We start from the raw sequence: 16,589 nt of genomic DNA, 5'->3' as shown, positions 1-16,589 counted from the left end.
GTCACGCCTCCCCTTTGTCTTTGCGCGGGCGAAACAGTCCGCCGAGCGCAGAGAGGCCTTTGGGCGCATAGATCAGCATCAACAGCAACACCAGCGCATAGGCGATGTCCTGGAAGCGGCCGGTGCTGCGGAAGATTTCCGGCAACAGAGACGCAACGATGGCGCCGACAACCGGACCGATCAGCGTGCCGACGCCGCCGACATAGAGCATCGTGAAGGTCACAATGACCATCTGCGGACCGAACACTTCGGGACTGATGAAGCCGACCGTATGTGCAAACAACGATCCGGCGGCCGAGGCGTACAATCCGGCGATGACAAAGGCGATCAGCTTGAAGCGCGAAATGCGAATGCCGAGCGCAGCGGCGCCGTTCTCGCTTCCTGAAATGGCGCGCAGTCCGCGGCCGAAACGGGAATCGCGCAGACGCTGCGATATCCAGAAGCCGACCAGCAGCAGCCCGCCGAGACTGAGCAGCTTCAGCCGTTCATCCTCGATGGTCAGGCTGCCGATGCCGAGCGGTGGAATGCCGGCATAGCCCATATAGCCCTGGGTCAGGCTGGTCCACTGGACCGAGATGTCATAGGTAATGAGGCCCAGCGCGAAGGTCGCCATCGCGAGATAGTGGCCGCGCAGGCGCAGCGTCGGGTAACCGATCACGAGCGCGGCTATTCCCGCAACGCCCATCGAGGCGATAAGGGCGAGCGCAGGCTCCCAATTGTACTGCACGCAGAGAATGGCGCTGCCGTAGCCGCCGATACAGGCAAAGGCGTTCTGACCAAAGGATGCCTGGCCCGTATAGCCCATGAAGAAATTCAATCCGAGGCAAAAGATGCCGTAGATCATCGCGAGCTGCATCACCGTCAACAGGTAGCCGCCATAAACAAGGACGGCGACGAACAGCAGCGCTCCTGCCCCGAGCAGGCCGAGGGAGAAACGTTCCAGACGTGCAGCCGGCTTAGGTGAAGTAATAGCGAGCGAGGTCATGATGCGATTCAATCTCCTGTGTCGGCAACTCGGCCCGAACGCTTCCAGAGGCAAGAATGTAAACACGCTGGGCGAGCTTGAGCGCCAGCGGCGCTTTCTGCTCGACCAGCAAGATGCCGAGACCCTCCTTGTTGAGAGCGCCGAGCGTCGACAGAATTTCGGAGGCGACGCGCGGCGCCAAGCCAAGCGACGGCTCGTCGAGAATGAGCAGCTTCGGATCAGCCATCAATGCGCGGCCGACGGCCAGCATCTGCTGCTCGCCGCCGGACATGGACGAGGCGGTCTGGTCGATGCGTTCGCGCAGCCGCGGAAATAGGGAGAACACCTTCTCCAGCTGCCGCTCGCTGTGGGCCTGCGGTCCGGACAGTTTGTAGGCGCCGAGTTGCAGGTTCTCCCGCACGCTCATGTCGCCGAACAAACCACGCCCTTCCTGCACCATGATGATGCCGAGTCCAGCAAGTTCATGGGTGCGCAGATGGGTGACGTCCTGCCCGTTGAAGATAATCTGGCCGGTGCTGGCGATCAGCCTCGTGATGGCGCGAAGCAAGGTGGTCTTGCCCGCACCATTCGGCCCCAGAATGGTGACGAACTCGCCCGGCGCCACGTGAAGTGCCGTCGACCGCAGCGCTTCGATATGACCGTAGCGCGCCGTCAGATCGCGCACCGCGATCAGTGGGGTGATGTCCGCCATCGCCGTCATTTCTTGAGAACCAGAACGCCGTCCTTTACCGAGGCGATTACATAGGGATTTCTGGTGATGCCGATATGATTCTCGGCGCTGAAGTCGTAGGAGGCGCCTGCACCGTCGTAATGGCCGAGTTTCTCGAAGGCGTCACGCACGGCCGTCCCGTCGGTCGAGTTCGCCTTCTTCATGGCGGCGGCCATCATCATGATGGAGTCCCAGGCACGCGAGGCCTGCGCGTTGTCGGACTTGCCGAACTTGGCTTTCATCGCCTTGACGAACGGCTCGGCGGCCGCGCGTGCGGCGGGGTCCGTGACGACGCTGATGTCATCCGCCGCCACCTGGATGAGCGGCGACGGAACCAGATACTGGTCGCCAAGCACCTTGCCAGCCGAAAGCAGGATATCGAGCTCATTGATGCTGCCCAGCATCAGCATCTTGGTCAGGCCGAGGCTGCGGATGTTGTTGGCGACGGTGACCACCGCATTGCCCTGCCCCAGCATGATGATCGCGCCGGCGCCGGCCGCATTGATGCGCCCGATCTGGACGCTGAAGTCGGCGTCATCCTGCTGGTAGGACTCGTTGGCCACGACAGTCAGTCCGAATTCCTCGGCACCCTTTTCCGCCAGACCGCGCATCAGCAGGCTGTAGGGGCTCGGATCGGAGAGGATTCCGACCTTACGGATATCGGTCTTGTCCTTGAGATACTGGTAGCGCGCATCCACCTCGAATTTGGGTGGGGGCAGGAACTGGAAGGCCCACTTCTGCTCATCGGGCTGGCGCGGCAGAATGGAGCAAAGGAACATCGGCAGCTTGGCTCTGGAGACGAAGCTCGCGGCGGCAAAGTTTCCGGCCGAAATGCAGCCACTGTCGAAGGCAGCGACCTTGTCGTCTGTCATCATCTTGCGATAGACGACCACTGCCTGCTGCGGCGTCGACTTGTTGTCCTCGATCACCAGTTCAAGCTTCTTACCGAGGACACCGCCCTGCGCATTGACCGCCTCAACGGCGATCTGCATCCCATCGCGCCAGTGACCGTCGGTCGCCGACCCGTAGCCCGTCAAACCCAGCGACGATCCGATCTTGATCGTCTGCTGCGCAGACGCCGGCAGTGCCAGCGTGAGCGCGAACAGCGTGGCGACAATTGGCGCCTTCCGTAACCTCATGTTTCCGTCCCCTGTCTGTTTTTCTCAGCTTGAACGCTGATTGCAGATTGATTGGTCTAGCGCATGCTCATCCGACCTTGTCCCGGACATCGCGGAGGCCGGCGGTTGCCGCCTGACGCAGAAAGCCCTGGTCCGAGGAGAGCACGAACACGCTGGCGCCGAGCGAATTCAGCCAGGCGGCCTCGCTCGCATTGCCGACATAGACGCTGATCGGCTTATTGGCCTTGCGTGCGGCCTCCGAGATGCGCTCGACTGCGCGCAACACGTCGGGCGGATCTTTCGATTCATCGCCGAAGGCGGCGGTTAGGTCGCCGCGCCCAATGAACAGGGAGTCGACACCCTCGACGGCAGCGATCGCGTCGATCTCGTCCAGCGCCACCGGATCCTCGATCTGGGCCACGAACACCATCCGGGCATCCGCATCCGCAATGTGTCGCCACATCGGTATGCCGGAATAGCGGCCTGCGCGCGTACTGGTCGCAAAGCCGCGGCTACCGCCGCGATAACGCAACATCGCGGCCACCTCGCGCGCATAGGCCGCGCTCTTGACATGAGGGACTAGGACCCCGGTCGCGCCGCAATCGAGCACCGAGAGAATGGCTTCCGGTCCGGGCACCCGAACCAGCGCCGGCGTGTCGGTTGCCCGCGCGGCCATCAGTGCGATATCACTGCTGGTGCGGTCGAACGGCCCGTGCTCCTGATCGATCACGACGAAATCATAGCCGATGTCGCCGAGGATTTCGGTGCCGTGACCGGTCGGCGTCTTCAGAAACGTGCCGACAAGTTTCTCGCCACCGAGCATGCGCTGCCGAAATGTGGAAGCAGTTGTCATCTTTGATAATCCTGTTGCCGTTGTGGGGTGGGCTGCCGGTTACGGCATCGGATATTCATCGGCGTTCAGGATCCAGCCGGGCTTCTGCGAGAAGTCGAGCCGCGGCGGACAGAAGATGTCGACGAGCTGGTTGAAGTCACTTCCGCAGGCCTCGGTGGTGTGAATCGAGGGAGGCGGAATGACGGCGATGGACGGCGTCTTGCACAGTTCGTGATCGTCCGTGCGCCAGTTCTTCTTGTTGATCGTCCAGGGCCAGCGCAGGTGGTGAATGAACTCCCCCTCCACCGCGAGCGAACACTGCTCGAAGTCGTCGTGATGGTGCGGCGACAGTTTGCTGGGATCGCGGGGGCCGTTATAGCCGTCGAGATAGTTCACCATGATGGTGGTGCATCGCCAGATGCGACCGAAGCGTCCCGGCTCCGGCGGTACGTCGAGGCTGTAGACACGCAGACGAAAGCCGTCTTTCGGCGCGGGCCACGGCTCCAGCGGTGCGACGTAAGGCTTAGCCGTGGCATAGGAAGCCGCATTGGCGCATTTCGCCGCGAGATCCTCCGACCGCGTGGTGAAGATGCGAACGATCTTGCCGGCCTCAATGATCTTGATGCTGGACCGTCCAGGCGGCACAAATGCTAGGGACCGGCCATTGACGCGCTGCGTACCGTCCGCCGTGGTGATCTCCACGACCACCTTGGGATCGGATAGCAGGACGGCATATTCGTCCGGCTGCTCTTCGCGCGCCAATACGCCGCCCGCCTTTCCTTCCGTATGCACGAGTAAGAAGTTCTGACCGCGCCCATACCAGCTCTTGCCTGACGGTCCATCCTCCTGCGGCGGCTCGTCATAGAAGCGGAGATATTCCGCCTGGCCGAAAGGGCCTGCAGGCGCTGCATTTGCAGTTGCAGGTGCAGGTGCAAGCTTAGCTCTCGGGTCGGTGGCGTCGTACATGTGGGGATCTCCCTTGATGTCAATTCTGGGAGCCGGCATTTCACGATGCGCCGGCCTGAGATTGTGCCTTGTCCGGAAAGCTAACTAGCCCGCGCCGTGGCTACGTCCGCTTCGATGCCGAGCGCGCGCGCGGTGTTGCCGGAGACCATCTTGCGGATCTGATCGTCGTCGTAACCGAGATCCATGCAGAGCCTGATGCCGCGGCGGAAGCCATCGAGCGGGCTGAAGGTTCCGGTCTGACCGAGGTCGGAGCACAGCATCGTCTGCTCCACACCCGCAGCTTCGATCTGGTCGCGCAGATCCTCGGCCTCACGGCTCTTGAACTTGCAGCCGTCGAGGAACATGCAGAGCGAGTGTTCGACGAAGGCGCCCATCGCTGCGATTCCTTTGACGTCGTTCAACGACGCATCAACGATGTCCTCCGGATGAGTGAACACCAGGCGCTTGACGCCCCGACGCTGCGCCTCTTCGAAGATCACCCAGGTCTCGCTGACATGCAGGTGGCCGCTGGCCAGCACCATGTCGTTGCGCGCGACGATGTCGATAATTTCCTTCATGTCGTCGCGCACCGACTTGTCGTCGTTCAGAACGGGAATGGCAGTGACCGGTCGCATCCGATCGGTGGATGCGGGATGAACCCAATTGGCCGATGCCTGCCATCGCAGATGGTTTGCGGCGGCCAGCGTGGGAAGCCAGACGATCCTGCCGCCCAGCGCAGCGGTGTGTTCGACCGCATAGGGGTTGAGACCACCCACCACATTATTGAGCACGATGCTGGAATAGATCTTCGTCTTCAGCTCAGGAAAATGCTGCCTGATCAACTCGGCCGTCATGACGCCGCTGTAGTCGTGATCCTTGGTGACGACCGCAGCGAAACCCGCCTGGGACGCCTGCCGAAGCAGCGTGACGTGATCGATGCCACGCGGCGCGATGGACGGTCCACTATGCACATGCGGATCAATCGCCCCTTTTAGCAACGCGTCGATGCGCGCCTCGACGTTGGGGTCAGTTATCTCTGTCATTCCCTCACCGCATTTTATCCCGCCGGCCTTGAAGGCCGTCGATTTCGCTGATGTTCGCGAGAGCGGAACATCGTTTCATTTAAAGATAGTGGTCGGCGCACGGTCGTGTCAATAGTTTTGGGGCATATCCCCGCGATGCTCCACGCATCAATCACATTGCACTTGCATTCCAGTTCGCTACGTTGTTCAGCACAGGCGAACACGAAGTTGAGAAACGATGAGCGATTCAGCATCAACCGGCGTCCACTCCGTGCAACTGGCCATCGACGTACTGGAAGCCGTTGCATTCTCGGACGATGAACTGGGCGTGACGCAGATCGCCGACCGTCTGGGCATGACGAAGGGATCGGTGCATCGGCATCTGCAGACGCTGGTCGACCGCGGCTATCTCACACAGAACTCCAGCACCTCGCGCTACAGCATCGGGCCGAAGGGCCGGTTGCTCGCCCGACATGCGCCGGATGCGGATCTGATCCAGCTCGCGGAAGGACCGATGCGGCAGTTGCGTGATGCGCTTGGTCATTTCGTCGTGCTCTCCGAGATGACGCCGCGCGGCGCGTTGATCCTGCACAAGCTGTCGGGCACCGCGGCGATTGAACTTGGCGTTCGGCCGGGCAGCGAATTGACCTTCCATGCGTCGGCGCAAGGAAAGGTCCTGCTCGCTTTTGCTCCCAGCCCCATGAGGGCGCGCGTCCTCGCGCAGCCCCTGCAGCGCTTCACCGACAAGACCATCGTATCCGTCCGCAAGCTCGAGCAGGAATATCTGGATATCGTGCGTCTTGGATTTGCCTCGGCACCCGAGCAAAGCCTGATCGGGATGAATGCGGTGGCCGCGCCAATCTTCGACGCACAGGATGCCTGCATCGCTTCGATCGCCATCGTGGCATCGATCCAGGTCCTGCCGGAGAAAACACGGCCGTCCGACGTCGCCCAGCTCATCGAGGCGGCACGCCAGATCTCGCACAAGCTCGGGCACGGACGCGGCGCTCATCAACCACCGCCCGTCAAGCGCAGCGCGCGGACGGCGCGCCCGCGTTAAAGCTGATCCGCAATGTATTTTCTCCAGTTGTCGGTGCGCAGCGGCATGTCGGCGAATGTTTTGCGCTGGTCTGCAGCCCTGCCGATCAGTTCGGCAGCGGTCATGCGCTTGCCGCGAAGGTAAGCGTCGAATTCATCCAGCGCAGATGACAGCACGGCAGCGCCGCGCAGCATCACCGCCGATGCCATCTCCACCGCGCTGGCGCCGGCGAGCATCATGCGCGCCACATCGAGACCCGTGCGTGCGCCGTTGGTCGCGATCAGAGGCTTGTCGCCGCCAAGCTGTTGCCGCGACACAGCCAGCCAGTGACAGGTAAGCGGCAGATTCCAGTAGCCACCGACGCCAAGCGTCGTTCCCAGAAACGGCTGCATCGTCTCGACATCCGGTATGAATCCGAGCAGCCGCCCGGCCATCACCACTGTTTCGCCGCCTGCGCGAAATGCAGCATCTGCCAGCTCCGGCACGCGCTCACTCTGCCCGGTGATCTTGACCCATAGCGGGATGCCGATCGCCTCCCGTACCGCGGACACGATCATGGAGACCCGCTCGGGATCGAGTTCGGTGGACACCACTCCTTTCGCCTGACTTGCATAGGGTGTGCCGATATTCAGTTCGAGGACGCGCACGCCGGCCTGCTCGACCTGCCTGGCCATCTCGACCGTCCGCGCGACATCCGCAACGATCAGGCTCGCGACCGCATAGGCGTCAACCAGTCTGGCCTCGCGATCGAGCCCGGCCGTCTGATCGAGCCACGCATCGAAGCTCTGCGGCGTCAGGCCGGAGCGACAGGCGATGAATGCCGTGTCAGGTGCATTCGACGTCCACGCCATTTCGCGCCACTCGCTGTCGAGCAACATATACTCCGCCCGCTGCAGCTGATCACGACCACGCTCGGATTCGTTGACGGACTTGACCACCACCGCGCCGACCCCGGCGCGCAGCGCGCGCCGGACACCTTCAGGGTCGATATGCTGCTCGGCTGATCCCGCTATCAGCGGATTCTTGAGGACCGTCCGACCGACGGTCACATTAAGACGCGTCATCCCGTCAGTCCTCTCAGTGTTCCGCAAGGCGGGTGGGAAGGCCGATGATCTCGCGCGCCTCGCGTGGCGACGCGATCGCTCCGCCGAGTTCCTCGACGATGCGACAGGCTTTCTCCACCATGGCCGCGTTCGATGGCGCGAGCTGTCCGCGCGATAGATAGACGGCGTCTTCCAGACCGACACGAACGTGTCCGCCGCACAGATAGGATTGCGCGACATTGTGGAATGACGTCTTGCCGATGCCGATTGCGGTGAACTGGGCATCCGGCGGCAACATGTTGCGGGCGTAGATGACCGTCTCGGGACTTGGCTGGAAACCATAGCGAACACCCATGACGAACGAGCAGAGTACGGGTCCGTCGAGTGTGTTGTCCCTCAGCAGATCATTCATCAGCGCGATATCGCCGGAATCGAATAGCTCGATCTCCGGCTTGACCCCGGCTTCGCGGATCACCTTCGCCATCCGCCTGACATTGCCGGGCGTATTGATGACGACTTCCCTGCCCGAATTCATGGTGTTGAGATCGAGGGTACAGATATCCGGGCGAAGCGCGGCGATGTGCTCGACACGTTTTTCAGGCGCGATCAACGTCGTTCCCGCCGCTGCGACTCGCGGCTGGTCTGTAGATGGAACGAAACGGCCGCCGGGCCCCGTAGTGATGTTGAGGATCAACTGGGTGTTTTTCGCGCGTATCCGTTCAACGACATCCCGGTAATAGGCGAGCTCCATCGAAGGCTTCCCGGTGAAGGGGTCCCTTACATGGATATGCACGATCGCGGCGCCGGCCTCGGCCGCCCCGAGACAGGCCTCAGCGATCTCCGCCGGCGTGATCGGCAGATGCGGTGTCTGTTCCGGCGTGGTCAGATTGCCGGTGACGGCACAAGTGATGAAGACCTTTTGACGCGGCGCCTGCATCGCCCATGCTCCTGTTCGTTCTGCGGCCGTCGACATGACGGCCGATCTCATTTCAATTTATGCGGTGATGCTTTTTGGCAGCGCCGTACCGTTAAGACGGCAGACGCTCCGGCGATCCCATTTCCTCTGCGAGCGCGTTCAACGTCGCGGACAATGCGCGTGGAATAGTGATCCGGCCGCCATCGCTCTGGCGCTTCGTCCAACTGCGTTCACCTGGCGTACGTGGCGGCACCTGCGCGCGCGACCCGCGAATTTTCGCGAGCTCGGCGGACGCTTCATTGCGAAAATCTTTGGCCGGCCGGAAGTGTTCGATATCGATTGCCAGAAACAGCAGCGAGCACAAAAACGGCTTCGCGAGATCGCCATAGAGCGGCGCAACCTCGTCACCGCCCGGCCCCTGTGACAGCAGGCTGCACATCAGATTGATCGCCAGCGACAGGCCGAAGCCCTTCGCGCCGCCCGACGGCAACAACATGCCGTCGATCGCGGCCTTGGCATCCGTCGTGGGCTCACCGTTGCGGTCGACAGCCCATGTCGGCGGAAGCGGCTTCCCTTCGCGCTCATAGACGCGGATCTTGCCGAGCGCCGCTTCACTCAGCGCCATGTCCAGCACAAACTCCGGCCCTTCGGATACCGGAAGCGCGATCGAAAGCGGATTGTTGCCGACCAGTTTCTCAAGACCGCCGGGCACCGGCATCATTGGCTTGGTGTTGCACATGGCGATGCCGATGCAATCCCGCGCACTTGCCTGGCGTGTGTACCGGGCCGCCGCACCGAAGTGAAAACTGTCGCGAACCGCTACGACGCCGACGCCCGTTTCTTTACTACGCTCAATGGCCATCTGCATGGCCGCGTCACCCGCCAGATGGCCGAACATACCTTGCGCATCCAGCACAGCCATAGCCGCGCGGCTCTCAACCACGATCGGCTTCACGGCGGACGACACGCTCCCGAGGCGAAGCCGGCGAATATACATGTCCGCCTGCAACAGGCCGTGCGACGGGAGACCTGCGACATCGGCGTCTACCAGCGCACATGCCATCTGTCTGGACGCCGGCAATGGAAGATCGGCGCGCTCGAACAGATCCGCGAGAAACTCCTCGGCCGCCGCGACCGGCATTGACAGGACATCACTCATCACGTCGTCTTTCGTGCTCTAGTCCGGCTGTCCGTCCGGCACCACATAGGCCAAGGCCGGATCGACGATCAGCACGACCTTGCCGATCTGTTCATTGGCATCCATGAGGGCATGCGCCTTGGCCATGTCCTCCAGCGGAAATGCCGCGCAGATGTTGAGCCGCATCCGCCGATCCTCAAGCAATGGCCAGACCTCGCGCATCAGGGCCTTGGCAATCCAGCCTTTGTATTCCGGCGGACGCGGCCGGATCGTCGACCCCGTCAGCGTCAGCCGGCGGCGCACGATCTGCCGGACATTGATGTCGGCGCGCTCGCCGAGATGACTCGCGATCAGGACAAGGCGGCCATCGAAGGCCAGCAGTTCCAGCTCCAGATTAGTGTAAGGACCAGCCTGCGAGTCGAGGATGACGTTGATGCCCTGCCCTTTGGTCGCCTCCACCAGAGGCTTGACCCAATCGCAGCGATAGTCGAGCGCAATCTCCGCGCCGAGATCGCGGCAGATCTGACGCTTCGTTTCCGACCCGGCCGTGGCAAAGACACGCGCGGATCGCAGCAGCTTTGCGATCTGGATGGTCGCCATGCCGACACCGCTGGTGCCACCCTGTACGAGGATGCTCTCGCCCTCTGCAAGCTTGCCGAGTAGAATGACGTTGTTCCAGCAGGTGAACAGCACCTCGGGTAGCACCGCAGCTTGCGCGAAGTCGTATCCCTGAGGGATCGACATGCATTGCACGGCTGGCACGCTGCAATACTCCGCATAGCCGCCGCCTGTGACCAAGGCGCAGACCGCGCTGCCGACCCGCGGCCAGTTCACATCCGGCGCTACCGCGACCACAATACCGGCAATATCGAGGCCCGGAATCTCCGTTGCGCCAGGCGGCGGCGGATAGAGTCCGCGGCGCTGCTGGATGTCCGGCCGGTTCACGCCGGCCGCCACCACACGCACCAGTACTTCGCCGCGCGCTAAAGTCGGCAACTCCTCTTCGCCAAGCGACAGCACCTCGGGACCGCCAAAGCGGGTGATCCTGACCGCCCGCATGTCCGACGGAAGCGCTGTCATGACACGGCCTGCCGGCGAGCGGCAGCAGCCGCAACGGTGACCTCGCTCTCGCCGTCCGCCTTCGGTGCGACGCGCCATGTCAGCAACATCGCGAACGCGCTGGCGGCCAGCAGACCCAGGCTGAGGGCGGGCACCGACATCGCAGCCAGCGCACTGCCTGACAAGCTCGCGACCCACGGCATGAGATTCTGCGCAGCAAAGCCGCCGAGACTGCCGATCGTGCTGATGGCTGCAATCGCCGCCGCCGCATGCGCTCCCTTGAAGATCTGCGATGGCAGATACCAGAAGCACGGAAACATCAGCGAAACGCATGGCGTTCCGACTGCGAGCGCCACGTAACGCATCCAGTTCTCGGTCAGCAATGTCGAGGTGAAGAACGCTCCCATCCCGCACAGGGCGATCACCGCCATGCCGATCAGGACTGTGCGGTGCTCGCGTAGATGTCGCGGGAGCCAGACGAGAACCGCGGCAGCCACAGCCCATGGCAGTGCATTCAGCAGACCGTTCTGCGTGCCGGTCGTGCCGAATCCTTTGACGACCGTTGGCGACCAATAGATGATTCCGTAGAGCGACAGCGTGATCAGCGTGTAGACGAACGAAAACCACCACACCCTTGCGTCGATCAGGACGCGGAGCGGATTGGTATGCATGGTGGTGGCGATTTCATCGCGGCTGAGCGCGTCCGCCAGCTGCGCCTTCTCCTCGGACGACAGGAAACCGGCCGTCTGCGGATTGTCGGGGAGATAGCGCATCACCAGCACGAACAGCAGGGCCGCAGGCGCGCCCGTGGCGATGAAGACCCACTGCCACCCGGCGAGGCCAAGCATGCCATCAAAATCCAGCAGGATGCCGCCAAACAGCGAGCCGAACATGTTGCCGAGTGGACTGCCGATGGTGAGAAGCGCCACGGCCTGCACGCGGTAGCGCTTGGGAAACCAGAGCGTAAGGTAGAAGATGATGCCCGGATACGCCCCTGCCTCGGCCACCCCGACCAGGAAGCGTACCGCCGCAAACATTGAGCCAGTCATGCTGAAACCCAGGAGCACCGTCAGCATGCCCCATGTCAGCAGGATGCGGGCAAACCAGAGCCGTGCACCGAACCTGTGCGCGGCCAGCGCGCTCGGGATTTCAAAGAACGAATAGCCGATAAAGAACAGCGAGGACGCCAGCCCGTACACGGTTTCGGACATGCCCAGGCTGCTGGCCATCTGCAGTTTGGCGTAGCCGACATTCGACCGGTCGATCACGGCCAGCATCATCATCGCCATCACAAGCGGCATGACCCGCCACATGATGCTATTCATCAGGGCTTCTTCGCTTTCGCGATCCACGTTCATGATTTCCTCGTCGATCTTGTTTGCCGACCTTCGCTGGTCGTTCTTGTCGGTCTATTGAGCGGCGCGCTTCGCCGGCAGATCGAGAAATGCCGCTGCGTTCTCGCTGATCAGTTTCTTGATCGAGGCATGCGGCATCTGAAGATCGAGCAGCATCTGCGTGACACTGCGGAAGCCGTCCACCGGACGTTGCGAACCAAGCAGGCCCAGATCGGACGACAAAATGGTGTGCTCTACGCCGGCGATCTCGATGAGGTGGGCCAGATCGTCCGCGCTGAACTTCTTCGACTTGCCTTCGATGAACATGCAGATCGAATGTTCCATCGTCACACCGAGCGAAACCAACTGGCGAATATCGCTATCGGCAAAGCCGACCACATAGGTCGGATGATTGACCATCATCTTCTTGACGCCGCGGCGTTTGGCCTCCTCGAACAGGACGTGCTGCTCCGAGACGTGAAGGTGACCGCCAGCCAGGATGATATTGGCCTCCGCGATCAGATCGATGACCTTCTTCGTGTCATCGGTGAGCTTGCCATTGGCGTCCAGCGCCGTGAGCGGGATCGGATCCAGCATCTTCTGGGACGTCTTCGGGAATGTCTTGGCCTGACCGCTGGCCTGAACGCTGATATGGTTCGCCGCCGAAAGCGTCGGCATCCAGACGATCTTGCCGCCGAGCTTGATCGCATGATCGACCGCGTGCGGATTGATGCCGCCAGACGCATTGTTCAGCGCCACGCCCGAATACAGGTGAACGCCGAACTGCGGAAACAGCTTTTCCAGAATGATGGCGTGCGCCATGCCGGGATAGAAGTGATCCTTGTACAGCACCGCGCGAAAACCCGCAGCGGCAGCGTCCTGCATCTCCTCGTAGTGATCAAGTATCCGCGGCATCGCGGCGGGCCCGCTGTGACAGTGCAGATCGATCGCATCGACCAACAGCTCCTCGACCTCCTTCGGACGCGAGAGCGGCGGGAGCACGACAGTGTCAGGATATGAAACGGAATTCTCGGCCATGATGGCTGCCCTTCAGTGGATGCTGGTTCTGAGAAAATGGCGATCTGCCGGTGGATGGCGGGGCCGCAACCGACGCCTCATCGCGCGACACGTCCGGGTCGGCCCGCGCACGACAGATCGCGACAACGCCTGACGTTTTCCGGACATGGCAGGTGAACTGACAGCCGCGCGATATTGGTGCGGCGCGACGACGCCATTGGCGCCCTGACCTCTCCGCAAGACACGGCACTTCCTCCCACGACACGGTTGCGCTTCGGTGGCCTGAGCGGACACCGGCGCATTCTGTTGGGCGGATATTGCAACCAGCCGGGCCATTTGCCATATCTATTCGCCACCGTTCCGCAGAGTGGAATCTTGGTATGCCCCCCCGTTCGCCGAAAGTTGAAGCAGCAGCACGCACGCTCATCCTGCTGGAGGAGCTGAACCGGCATCGCGTTGCCTCGATCCAGATGCTTCATCTCGCGACAGGTTTGCCGAAATCGACCATCGTGCGCCTGATGAAATCGCTGTGCGCCATGGGCTATGTCGCTAATGACTGCAGACAAGGTGGCTACGCAGTCGCCTCACGCGTTAAATCTTTAAGCAACGGCTTTCACGGCGACCCGCTGGTGGTCGAAGCCGCGCGACCGTGGGCACTGTCCTTTACGTCACAGCATCAGTGGCCGTTGGCGATCGGCGTTCTCGACCACACGTCCGTGGTCGTGCGCTTCAGCACCATTGCCGACAGTCCGGTATCGCCGTTCCACGGAACGATCAACATGCATCTCAGCCTGCTGCGCCGCGCATTGGGCCGTGCCTATCTCGCCTTCTGTCCCCCTGCGGAGCGCACGATGCTGCTCGACCTTCTTTCACGATCGACGGATGATGAAGATCAACTCATCGGCGATCGCGCCCAGACATTGTCGATGCTGCGATCAATCCGGAAGCAAGGCTATGCCGAGCGGGATCGCGCCGTCGACCCTCGCTCATCCGGAACGATCGCCATCCCGATCATGAGTGGAGACAAGGTGCTTGCGACCGTTGGCATGACTTATTTCATGTCTGCAATCGATCGACGTGAGTTGCTCAAAACCTTCCTGCCCAGCCTTAAGACCTTGGCAGAGAACATCTCTCGAAGCGCTGCTGCACTCAAGTGAATACGATCAATAACAACCGCGATTTCCACGAAGGTCGCTGGACCCGATGATCGTGACGCCAGTCAAATACGGGTCAGATCAAATAGGTCAAATTTGCATCTCGACGTCAGCTCTGCGCCACAAGCGGACATAGTCGATATGTTAGCCCCACGAGATCATCAGAGCATGTCTCTATGCGCCAAACCGCCCCGTATAAGCCGGCTAGCTCAAGGTCCTGAAAGGCACCCTGATCGCATACAGGCCATCGGTCCTTAACAATTAGTGCGTCTTGCTAGCAGGCTTCTTCTCCCACCGCTTTGCTTCCTTGATTGCGACATCTTGCGATAAAGGAATTTCGGAAGAACGGCGCTTATTGCTCCGCAAGAAGACGAACACGGAAGCCAATAGAAACGCGGCTTGCCCGGTGAACATGCAAAGAAGCGTCTTCCAAACAATCTGGCCTTCGACATTAGCTGAGAGTACAATTGCTGAGAAAAGCATCGAGCCTAGTAGCGCAAAAATTGCGATGCCGCTCCGTCCAAGCAGACCGAGCGCAAAGCCAGCCAGCCCGTTGATTATAATCAGCATCATGATGACGCTCATGTCAGCTCTCGCCGCCTAAGCAGAACATTAATGCGTCCCAAGCTAAATTTTGTGAGGCAACTATCGAACTAACGGAACTACACCCAGAGTCCAGAATATTCGATTCCGCGGCGCAAAATCTTGTTAGCATTCGCGGTAGGCGCCCATGTTTTGGACACATGGGGCGAGAGCGCGCATCTGATACACGCGATTTCAAGCAATCAGAAGCGCGCTTCCGCAGCCACCCTGTAGTCGGATACGGTCTGCGGGACCGATCGGATAAGAGTGATAAACTTCAGGAAATCGACAGAGGGCGCGTTCGAGACGTAGATCATATCCCGATCCCGCATGATGAAATCTGAGATAAGAAAGTAACCGGACGGATCTTCAAGGTCTGCCCGATACACTGTCGGGACAAGCGGGCCGGGATGCAGGCTGACGTCTACGCCCATGCGCTCAAGCGCTTGGCGCGACTCAAATCGATAGAGAAATACGGCTGCCGCTTGCGCACGGTCATCTTGAAGACCGCCGGCCTTGGCGAGAGCATCTCCGAGAGACATACGGTACGAGTCGAACGGGAACCGACGATCCAGGGGCCCAAGAGTTGTTGTCTGACCCGTCGCACCGAAAGCCAGGAAGTAGCGCGGACGACGGGTAACAGTCACGACGTCACCGGGACGAAGCTGAATATTGTTATCCGGGCGCTCGTTCACAGCAACGAGCAACGCGCTGTCGATCTTCCCATCTCTTTGAATCGAGATGATGCTTTCAAACGCCGGTGCCTTTGTGCCGCCCGCCCGGGCAAGCGCTGGCAGCAGCTGGATGCCACCAGGTTCGATCGGAATACGAGCAGGCGTATTCACTTCGCCAAGAACGCTGATGCTGTTGGAGATCTCGATCCGCGACCGAAACAAGGACCTGAGGATCAATCGCACGGCCGCTTAGCTTACTCTTGATCTCAAGCTGCACATCCTGCGGCGACCGGCCCGCAGCCTTGATGGCGCCAGCATAAGGCACGGTGATGTTGCCGGCCAGGTCGACCTGCTGACGTGGCAGCTCCACAGCGTTGCCAGGCGCGGCATTGCCTTCGGTCGACGTGAATAAACCGCCGCGCTGGGCCTCATAAATTGTGATGCTGACGACATCGCCGATTCCAAGCGCAACACTCGTCTTCGCGCGTCCCCTCATGTTGCTAAAGAGCCGCCCGCCATCTTCGGAATTCAAATGCGTAACCACCTCGGGGCGGAGGTTAACTACAACATAGCCGACGGTCGAATTGGGGTTACCAACGGTGTCGACCGACTCCTTGAAGACCCTTGCCGACGGAGGACCACTGGATGGAAGCACCCCGCCCGCACATCCTCCCAAGAGCAGGGAAGCAAATGCCAGCCCTGCCAACACAGGCCGAGGCCGCGCGCAATTCGAGGAAAGCGTGATCCGTAAACCGCCCTTAGAATTGATTGGCGTAGACGTATTCATTAAAGGGGCAGCCTTATTGGCAAGAACGCAAACGCATTTCTGAACAATAGCCTGCAGATGCCGTACCAAGGCAGGTCAGACTCGTCCAACCCCTTTGAACTACCAGTGCTTTTTTATTGGGAATGGAGGATTTCAGGCAACATCGGTTAATCGATGATGACCAAAGACGATTAACGAATGCTTATGGCTGAAAACCAAAAATAACATACTGATATCATTGGGAGTCTTGAGAGCA

At 60.9% G+C, this 16,589-nt stretch carries 16 protein-coding genes and 1 pseudogene; 2 read left to right on the top strand and 15 right to left on the bottom strand.

Annotated features, from left to right (window positions below):
- Position 1: 1 nt before the first annotated feature.
- The 6 genes from RSO67_RS25670 to RSO67_RS25645 all read right to left on the bottom strand — a co-directional run bounded on the left by RSO67_RS25670 (position 2) and on the right by RSO67_RS25645 (position 5,632).
- Positions 2–985: a branched-chain amino acid ABC transporter permease gene (locus RSO67_RS25670; RefSeq protein ID WP_315841143.1), complete on the bottom strand. Its 984-nt coding sequence runs from the start codon at positions 983–985 to the stop codon at positions 2–4.
- Positions 957–1,676, bottom strand: coding sequence for an ABC transporter ATP-binding protein (locus RSO67_RS25665; protein ID WP_315841142.1), 720 nt, complete (start codon positions 1,674–1,676; stop codon positions 957–959). Before RSO67_RS25665 ends, RSO67_RS25670 begins: the two co-directional genes overlap by 29 nt.
- A 5-nt stretch (positions 1,677–1,681) precedes the next feature.
- A complete protein-coding gene (locus RSO67_RS25660; protein WP_315841141.1) occupies positions 1,682–2,833 on the bottom strand; it encodes an ABC transporter substrate-binding protein in 1,152 nt (383 codons plus the stop codon).
- A 67-nt stretch (positions 2,834–2,900) separates the two neighbouring features.
- The gene (locus RSO67_RS25655; protein ID WP_315841140.1) at positions 2,901–3,665 is read right to left on the bottom strand and encodes an HpcH/HpaI aldolase family protein; all 765 of its coding nucleotides are present in this window, start codon (positions 3,663–3,665) and stop codon (positions 2,901–2,903) included.
- 39 nt (positions 3,666–3,704) lie between these two features.
- Complete coding sequence (locus RSO67_RS25650; RefSeq protein WP_315841139.1) at positions 3,705–4,610, bottom strand: hypothetical protein; 906 nt, start codon at positions 4,608–4,610, stop codon at positions 3,705–3,707.
- Between the two features lie 80 nt (positions 4,611–4,690).
- Complete coding sequence (locus RSO67_RS25645; protein WP_315841138.1) at positions 4,691–5,632, bottom strand: DUF6282 family protein; 942 nt, start codon at positions 5,630–5,632, stop codon at positions 4,691–4,693.
- A 217-nt stretch (positions 5,633–5,849) separates the two neighbouring features.
- Here RSO67_RS25645 and RSO67_RS25640 point away from each other — a divergent pair, with 217 nt between their 5' ends.
- A complete protein-coding gene (locus tag RSO67_RS25640) occupies positions 5,850–6,671 on the top strand; it encodes an IclR family transcriptional regulator (RefSeq protein ID WP_315841137.1) in 822 nt (273 codons plus the stop codon).
- On the opposite strand, the gene RSO67_RS25635 is transcribed toward RSO67_RS25640, so the two are convergent.
- From RSO67_RS25635 to RSO67_RS25610, 6 genes are read right to left on the bottom strand one after another with little or no spacing between them, the layout of a single operon-like run.
- On the bottom strand, positions 6,668–7,714 hold the full coding sequence (locus RSO67_RS25635) for a tRNA-dihydrouridine synthase (RefSeq protein WP_315841136.1): 1,047 nt from the start codon (positions 7,712–7,714) through the stop codon (positions 6,668–6,670). The two genes, RSO67_RS25640 and RSO67_RS25635, sit on opposite strands and share 4 nt — an antisense overlap.
- 13 nt (positions 7,715–7,727) lie before the next feature.
- Entirely contained in the window at positions 7,728–8,666 is a 939-nt protein-coding gene (locus tag RSO67_RS25630) for a 3-keto-5-aminohexanoate cleavage protein (protein ID WP_410001781.1), read from the bottom strand.
- A 55-nt stretch (positions 8,667–8,721) separates the two neighbouring features.
- A complete protein-coding gene (locus RSO67_RS25625; protein WP_315841135.1) occupies positions 8,722–9,768 on the bottom strand; it encodes an Ldh family oxidoreductase in 1,047 nt (348 codons plus the stop codon).
- An 18-nt stretch (positions 9,769–9,786) separates the two neighbouring features.
- Positions 9,787–10,827, bottom strand: a complete 1,041-nt coding sequence (locus RSO67_RS25620) for an NAD(P)H-quinone oxidoreductase (protein WP_315841134.1) — start codon at positions 10,825–10,827, stop codon at positions 9,787–9,789.
- Positions 10,824–12,164 carry an MFS transporter gene (locus RSO67_RS25615; RefSeq protein ID WP_315841133.1) on the bottom strand — a complete coding sequence of 447 codons (1,341 nt, stop codon included), beginning with the start codon at positions 12,162–12,164 and terminating at the stop codon, positions 10,824–10,826. Before RSO67_RS25615 ends, RSO67_RS25620 begins: the two co-directional genes overlap by 4 nt.
- Positions 12,165–12,215: 51 nt before the next feature.
- Positions 12,216–13,178, bottom strand: a complete 963-nt coding sequence (locus RSO67_RS25610; protein ID WP_315841132.1) for a DUF6282 family protein — start codon at positions 13,176–13,178, stop codon at positions 12,216–12,218.
- 296 nt (positions 13,179–13,474) lie between these two features.
- On the opposite strand from RSO67_RS25610, the gene RSO67_RS25605 reads away from it, so the two are divergent.
- Positions 13,475–14,314: a DNA-binding transcriptional regulator gene (locus RSO67_RS25605; RefSeq protein ID WP_315841131.1), complete on the top strand. Its 840-nt coding sequence runs from the start codon at positions 13,475–13,477 to the stop codon at positions 14,312–14,314.
- A 258-nt stretch (positions 14,315–14,572) separates the two neighbouring features.
- Here RSO67_RS25605 and RSO67_RS25600 read toward each other — a convergent pair whose 3' ends face one another.
- The 3 genes and pseudogenes from RSO67_RS25600 to RSO67_RS30540 form a co-directional block, all read right to left on the bottom strand.
- On the bottom strand, positions 14,573–14,896 hold the full coding sequence (locus tag RSO67_RS25600) for a hypothetical protein (protein ID WP_315841130.1): 324 nt from the start codon (positions 14,894–14,896) through the stop codon (positions 14,573–14,575).
- 200 nt (positions 14,897–15,096) lie between these two features.
- Complete coding sequence (locus RSO67_RS25595; RefSeq protein ID WP_315841129.1) at positions 15,097–15,810, bottom strand: SLBB domain-containing protein; 714 nt, start codon at positions 15,808–15,810, stop codon at positions 15,097–15,099.
- 28 nt (positions 15,811–15,838) lie between these two features.
- Positions 15,839–16,063 (bottom strand): annotated as a pseudogene (locus tag RSO67_RS30540) (polysaccharide biosynthesis/export family protein); the annotation flags it as partial.
- Between the last annotated feature and the right edge of the window lie 526 nt (positions 16,064–16,589).

Origin of the sequence: Tardiphaga sp. 709 (assembly GCF_032401055.1) — a bacterium.
In the GTDB taxonomy this organism is placed as follows: domain Bacteria; phylum Pseudomonadota; class Alphaproteobacteria; order Rhizobiales; family Xanthobacteraceae; genus Tardiphaga.
Note: the sequence above shows the minus strand (reverse complement) of the source record. Positions and strands in the feature narration are given on the sequence as shown.

Excerpts from the sequence above, each read along its gene's own strand:
- RSO67_RS25670 (WP_315841143.1), bottom strand. The coding sequence starts at position 985 with ATGACCTCGCTCGCTATTACTTCACCTAAGCCGGCTGCACGTCTGGAA.
- RSO67_RS25665 (WP_315841142.1), bottom strand. The coding sequence starts at position 1,676 with ATGGCGGACATCACCCCACTGATCGCGGTGCGCGATCTGACGGCGCGC.
- RSO67_RS25660 (WP_315841141.1), bottom strand. The coding sequence starts at position 2,833 with ATGAGGTTACGGAAGGCGCCAATTGTCGCCACGCTGTTCGCGCTCACG.
- RSO67_RS25655 (WP_315841140.1), bottom strand. The coding sequence starts at position 3,665 with ATGACAACTGCTTCCACATTTCGGCAGCGCATGCTCGGTGGCGAGAAA.
- RSO67_RS25650 (WP_315841139.1), bottom strand. The coding sequence starts at position 4,610 with ATGTACGACGCCACCGACCCGAGAGCTAAGCTTGCACCTGCACCTGCA.
- RSO67_RS25645 (WP_315841138.1), bottom strand. The coding sequence starts at position 5,632 with ATGACAGAGATAACTGACCCCAACGTCGAGGCGCGCATCGACGCGTTG.
- RSO67_RS25640 (WP_315841137.1), top strand. The coding sequence starts at position 5,850 with ATGAGCGATTCAGCATCAACCGGCGTCCACTCCGTGCAACTGGCCATC.
- RSO67_RS25635 (WP_315841136.1), bottom strand. The coding sequence starts at position 7,714 with ATGACGCGTCTTAATGTGACCGTCGGTCGGACGGTCCTCAAGAATCCG.
- RSO67_RS25630 (WP_410001781.1), bottom strand. The coding sequence starts at position 8,666 with ATGTCGACGGCCGCAGAACGAACAGGAGCATGGGCGATGCAGGCGCCG.
- RSO67_RS25625 (WP_315841135.1), bottom strand. The coding sequence starts at position 9,768 with ATGAGTGATGTCCTGTCAATGCCGGTCGCGGCGGCCGAGGAGTTTCTC.
- RSO67_RS25620 (WP_315841134.1), bottom strand. The coding sequence starts at position 10,827 with ATGACAGCGCTTCCGTCGGACATGCGGGCGGTCAGGATCACCCGCTTT.
- RSO67_RS25615 (WP_315841133.1), bottom strand. The coding sequence starts at position 12,164 with ATGAACGTGGATCGCGAAAGCGAAGAAGCCCTGATGAATAGCATCATG.
- RSO67_RS25610 (WP_315841132.1), bottom strand. The coding sequence starts at position 13,178 with ATGGCCGAGAATTCCGTTTCATATCCTGACACTGTCGTGCTCCCGCCG.
- RSO67_RS25600 (WP_315841130.1), bottom strand. The coding sequence starts at position 14,896 with ATGAGCGTCATCATGATGCTGATTATAATCAACGGGCTGGCTGGCTTT.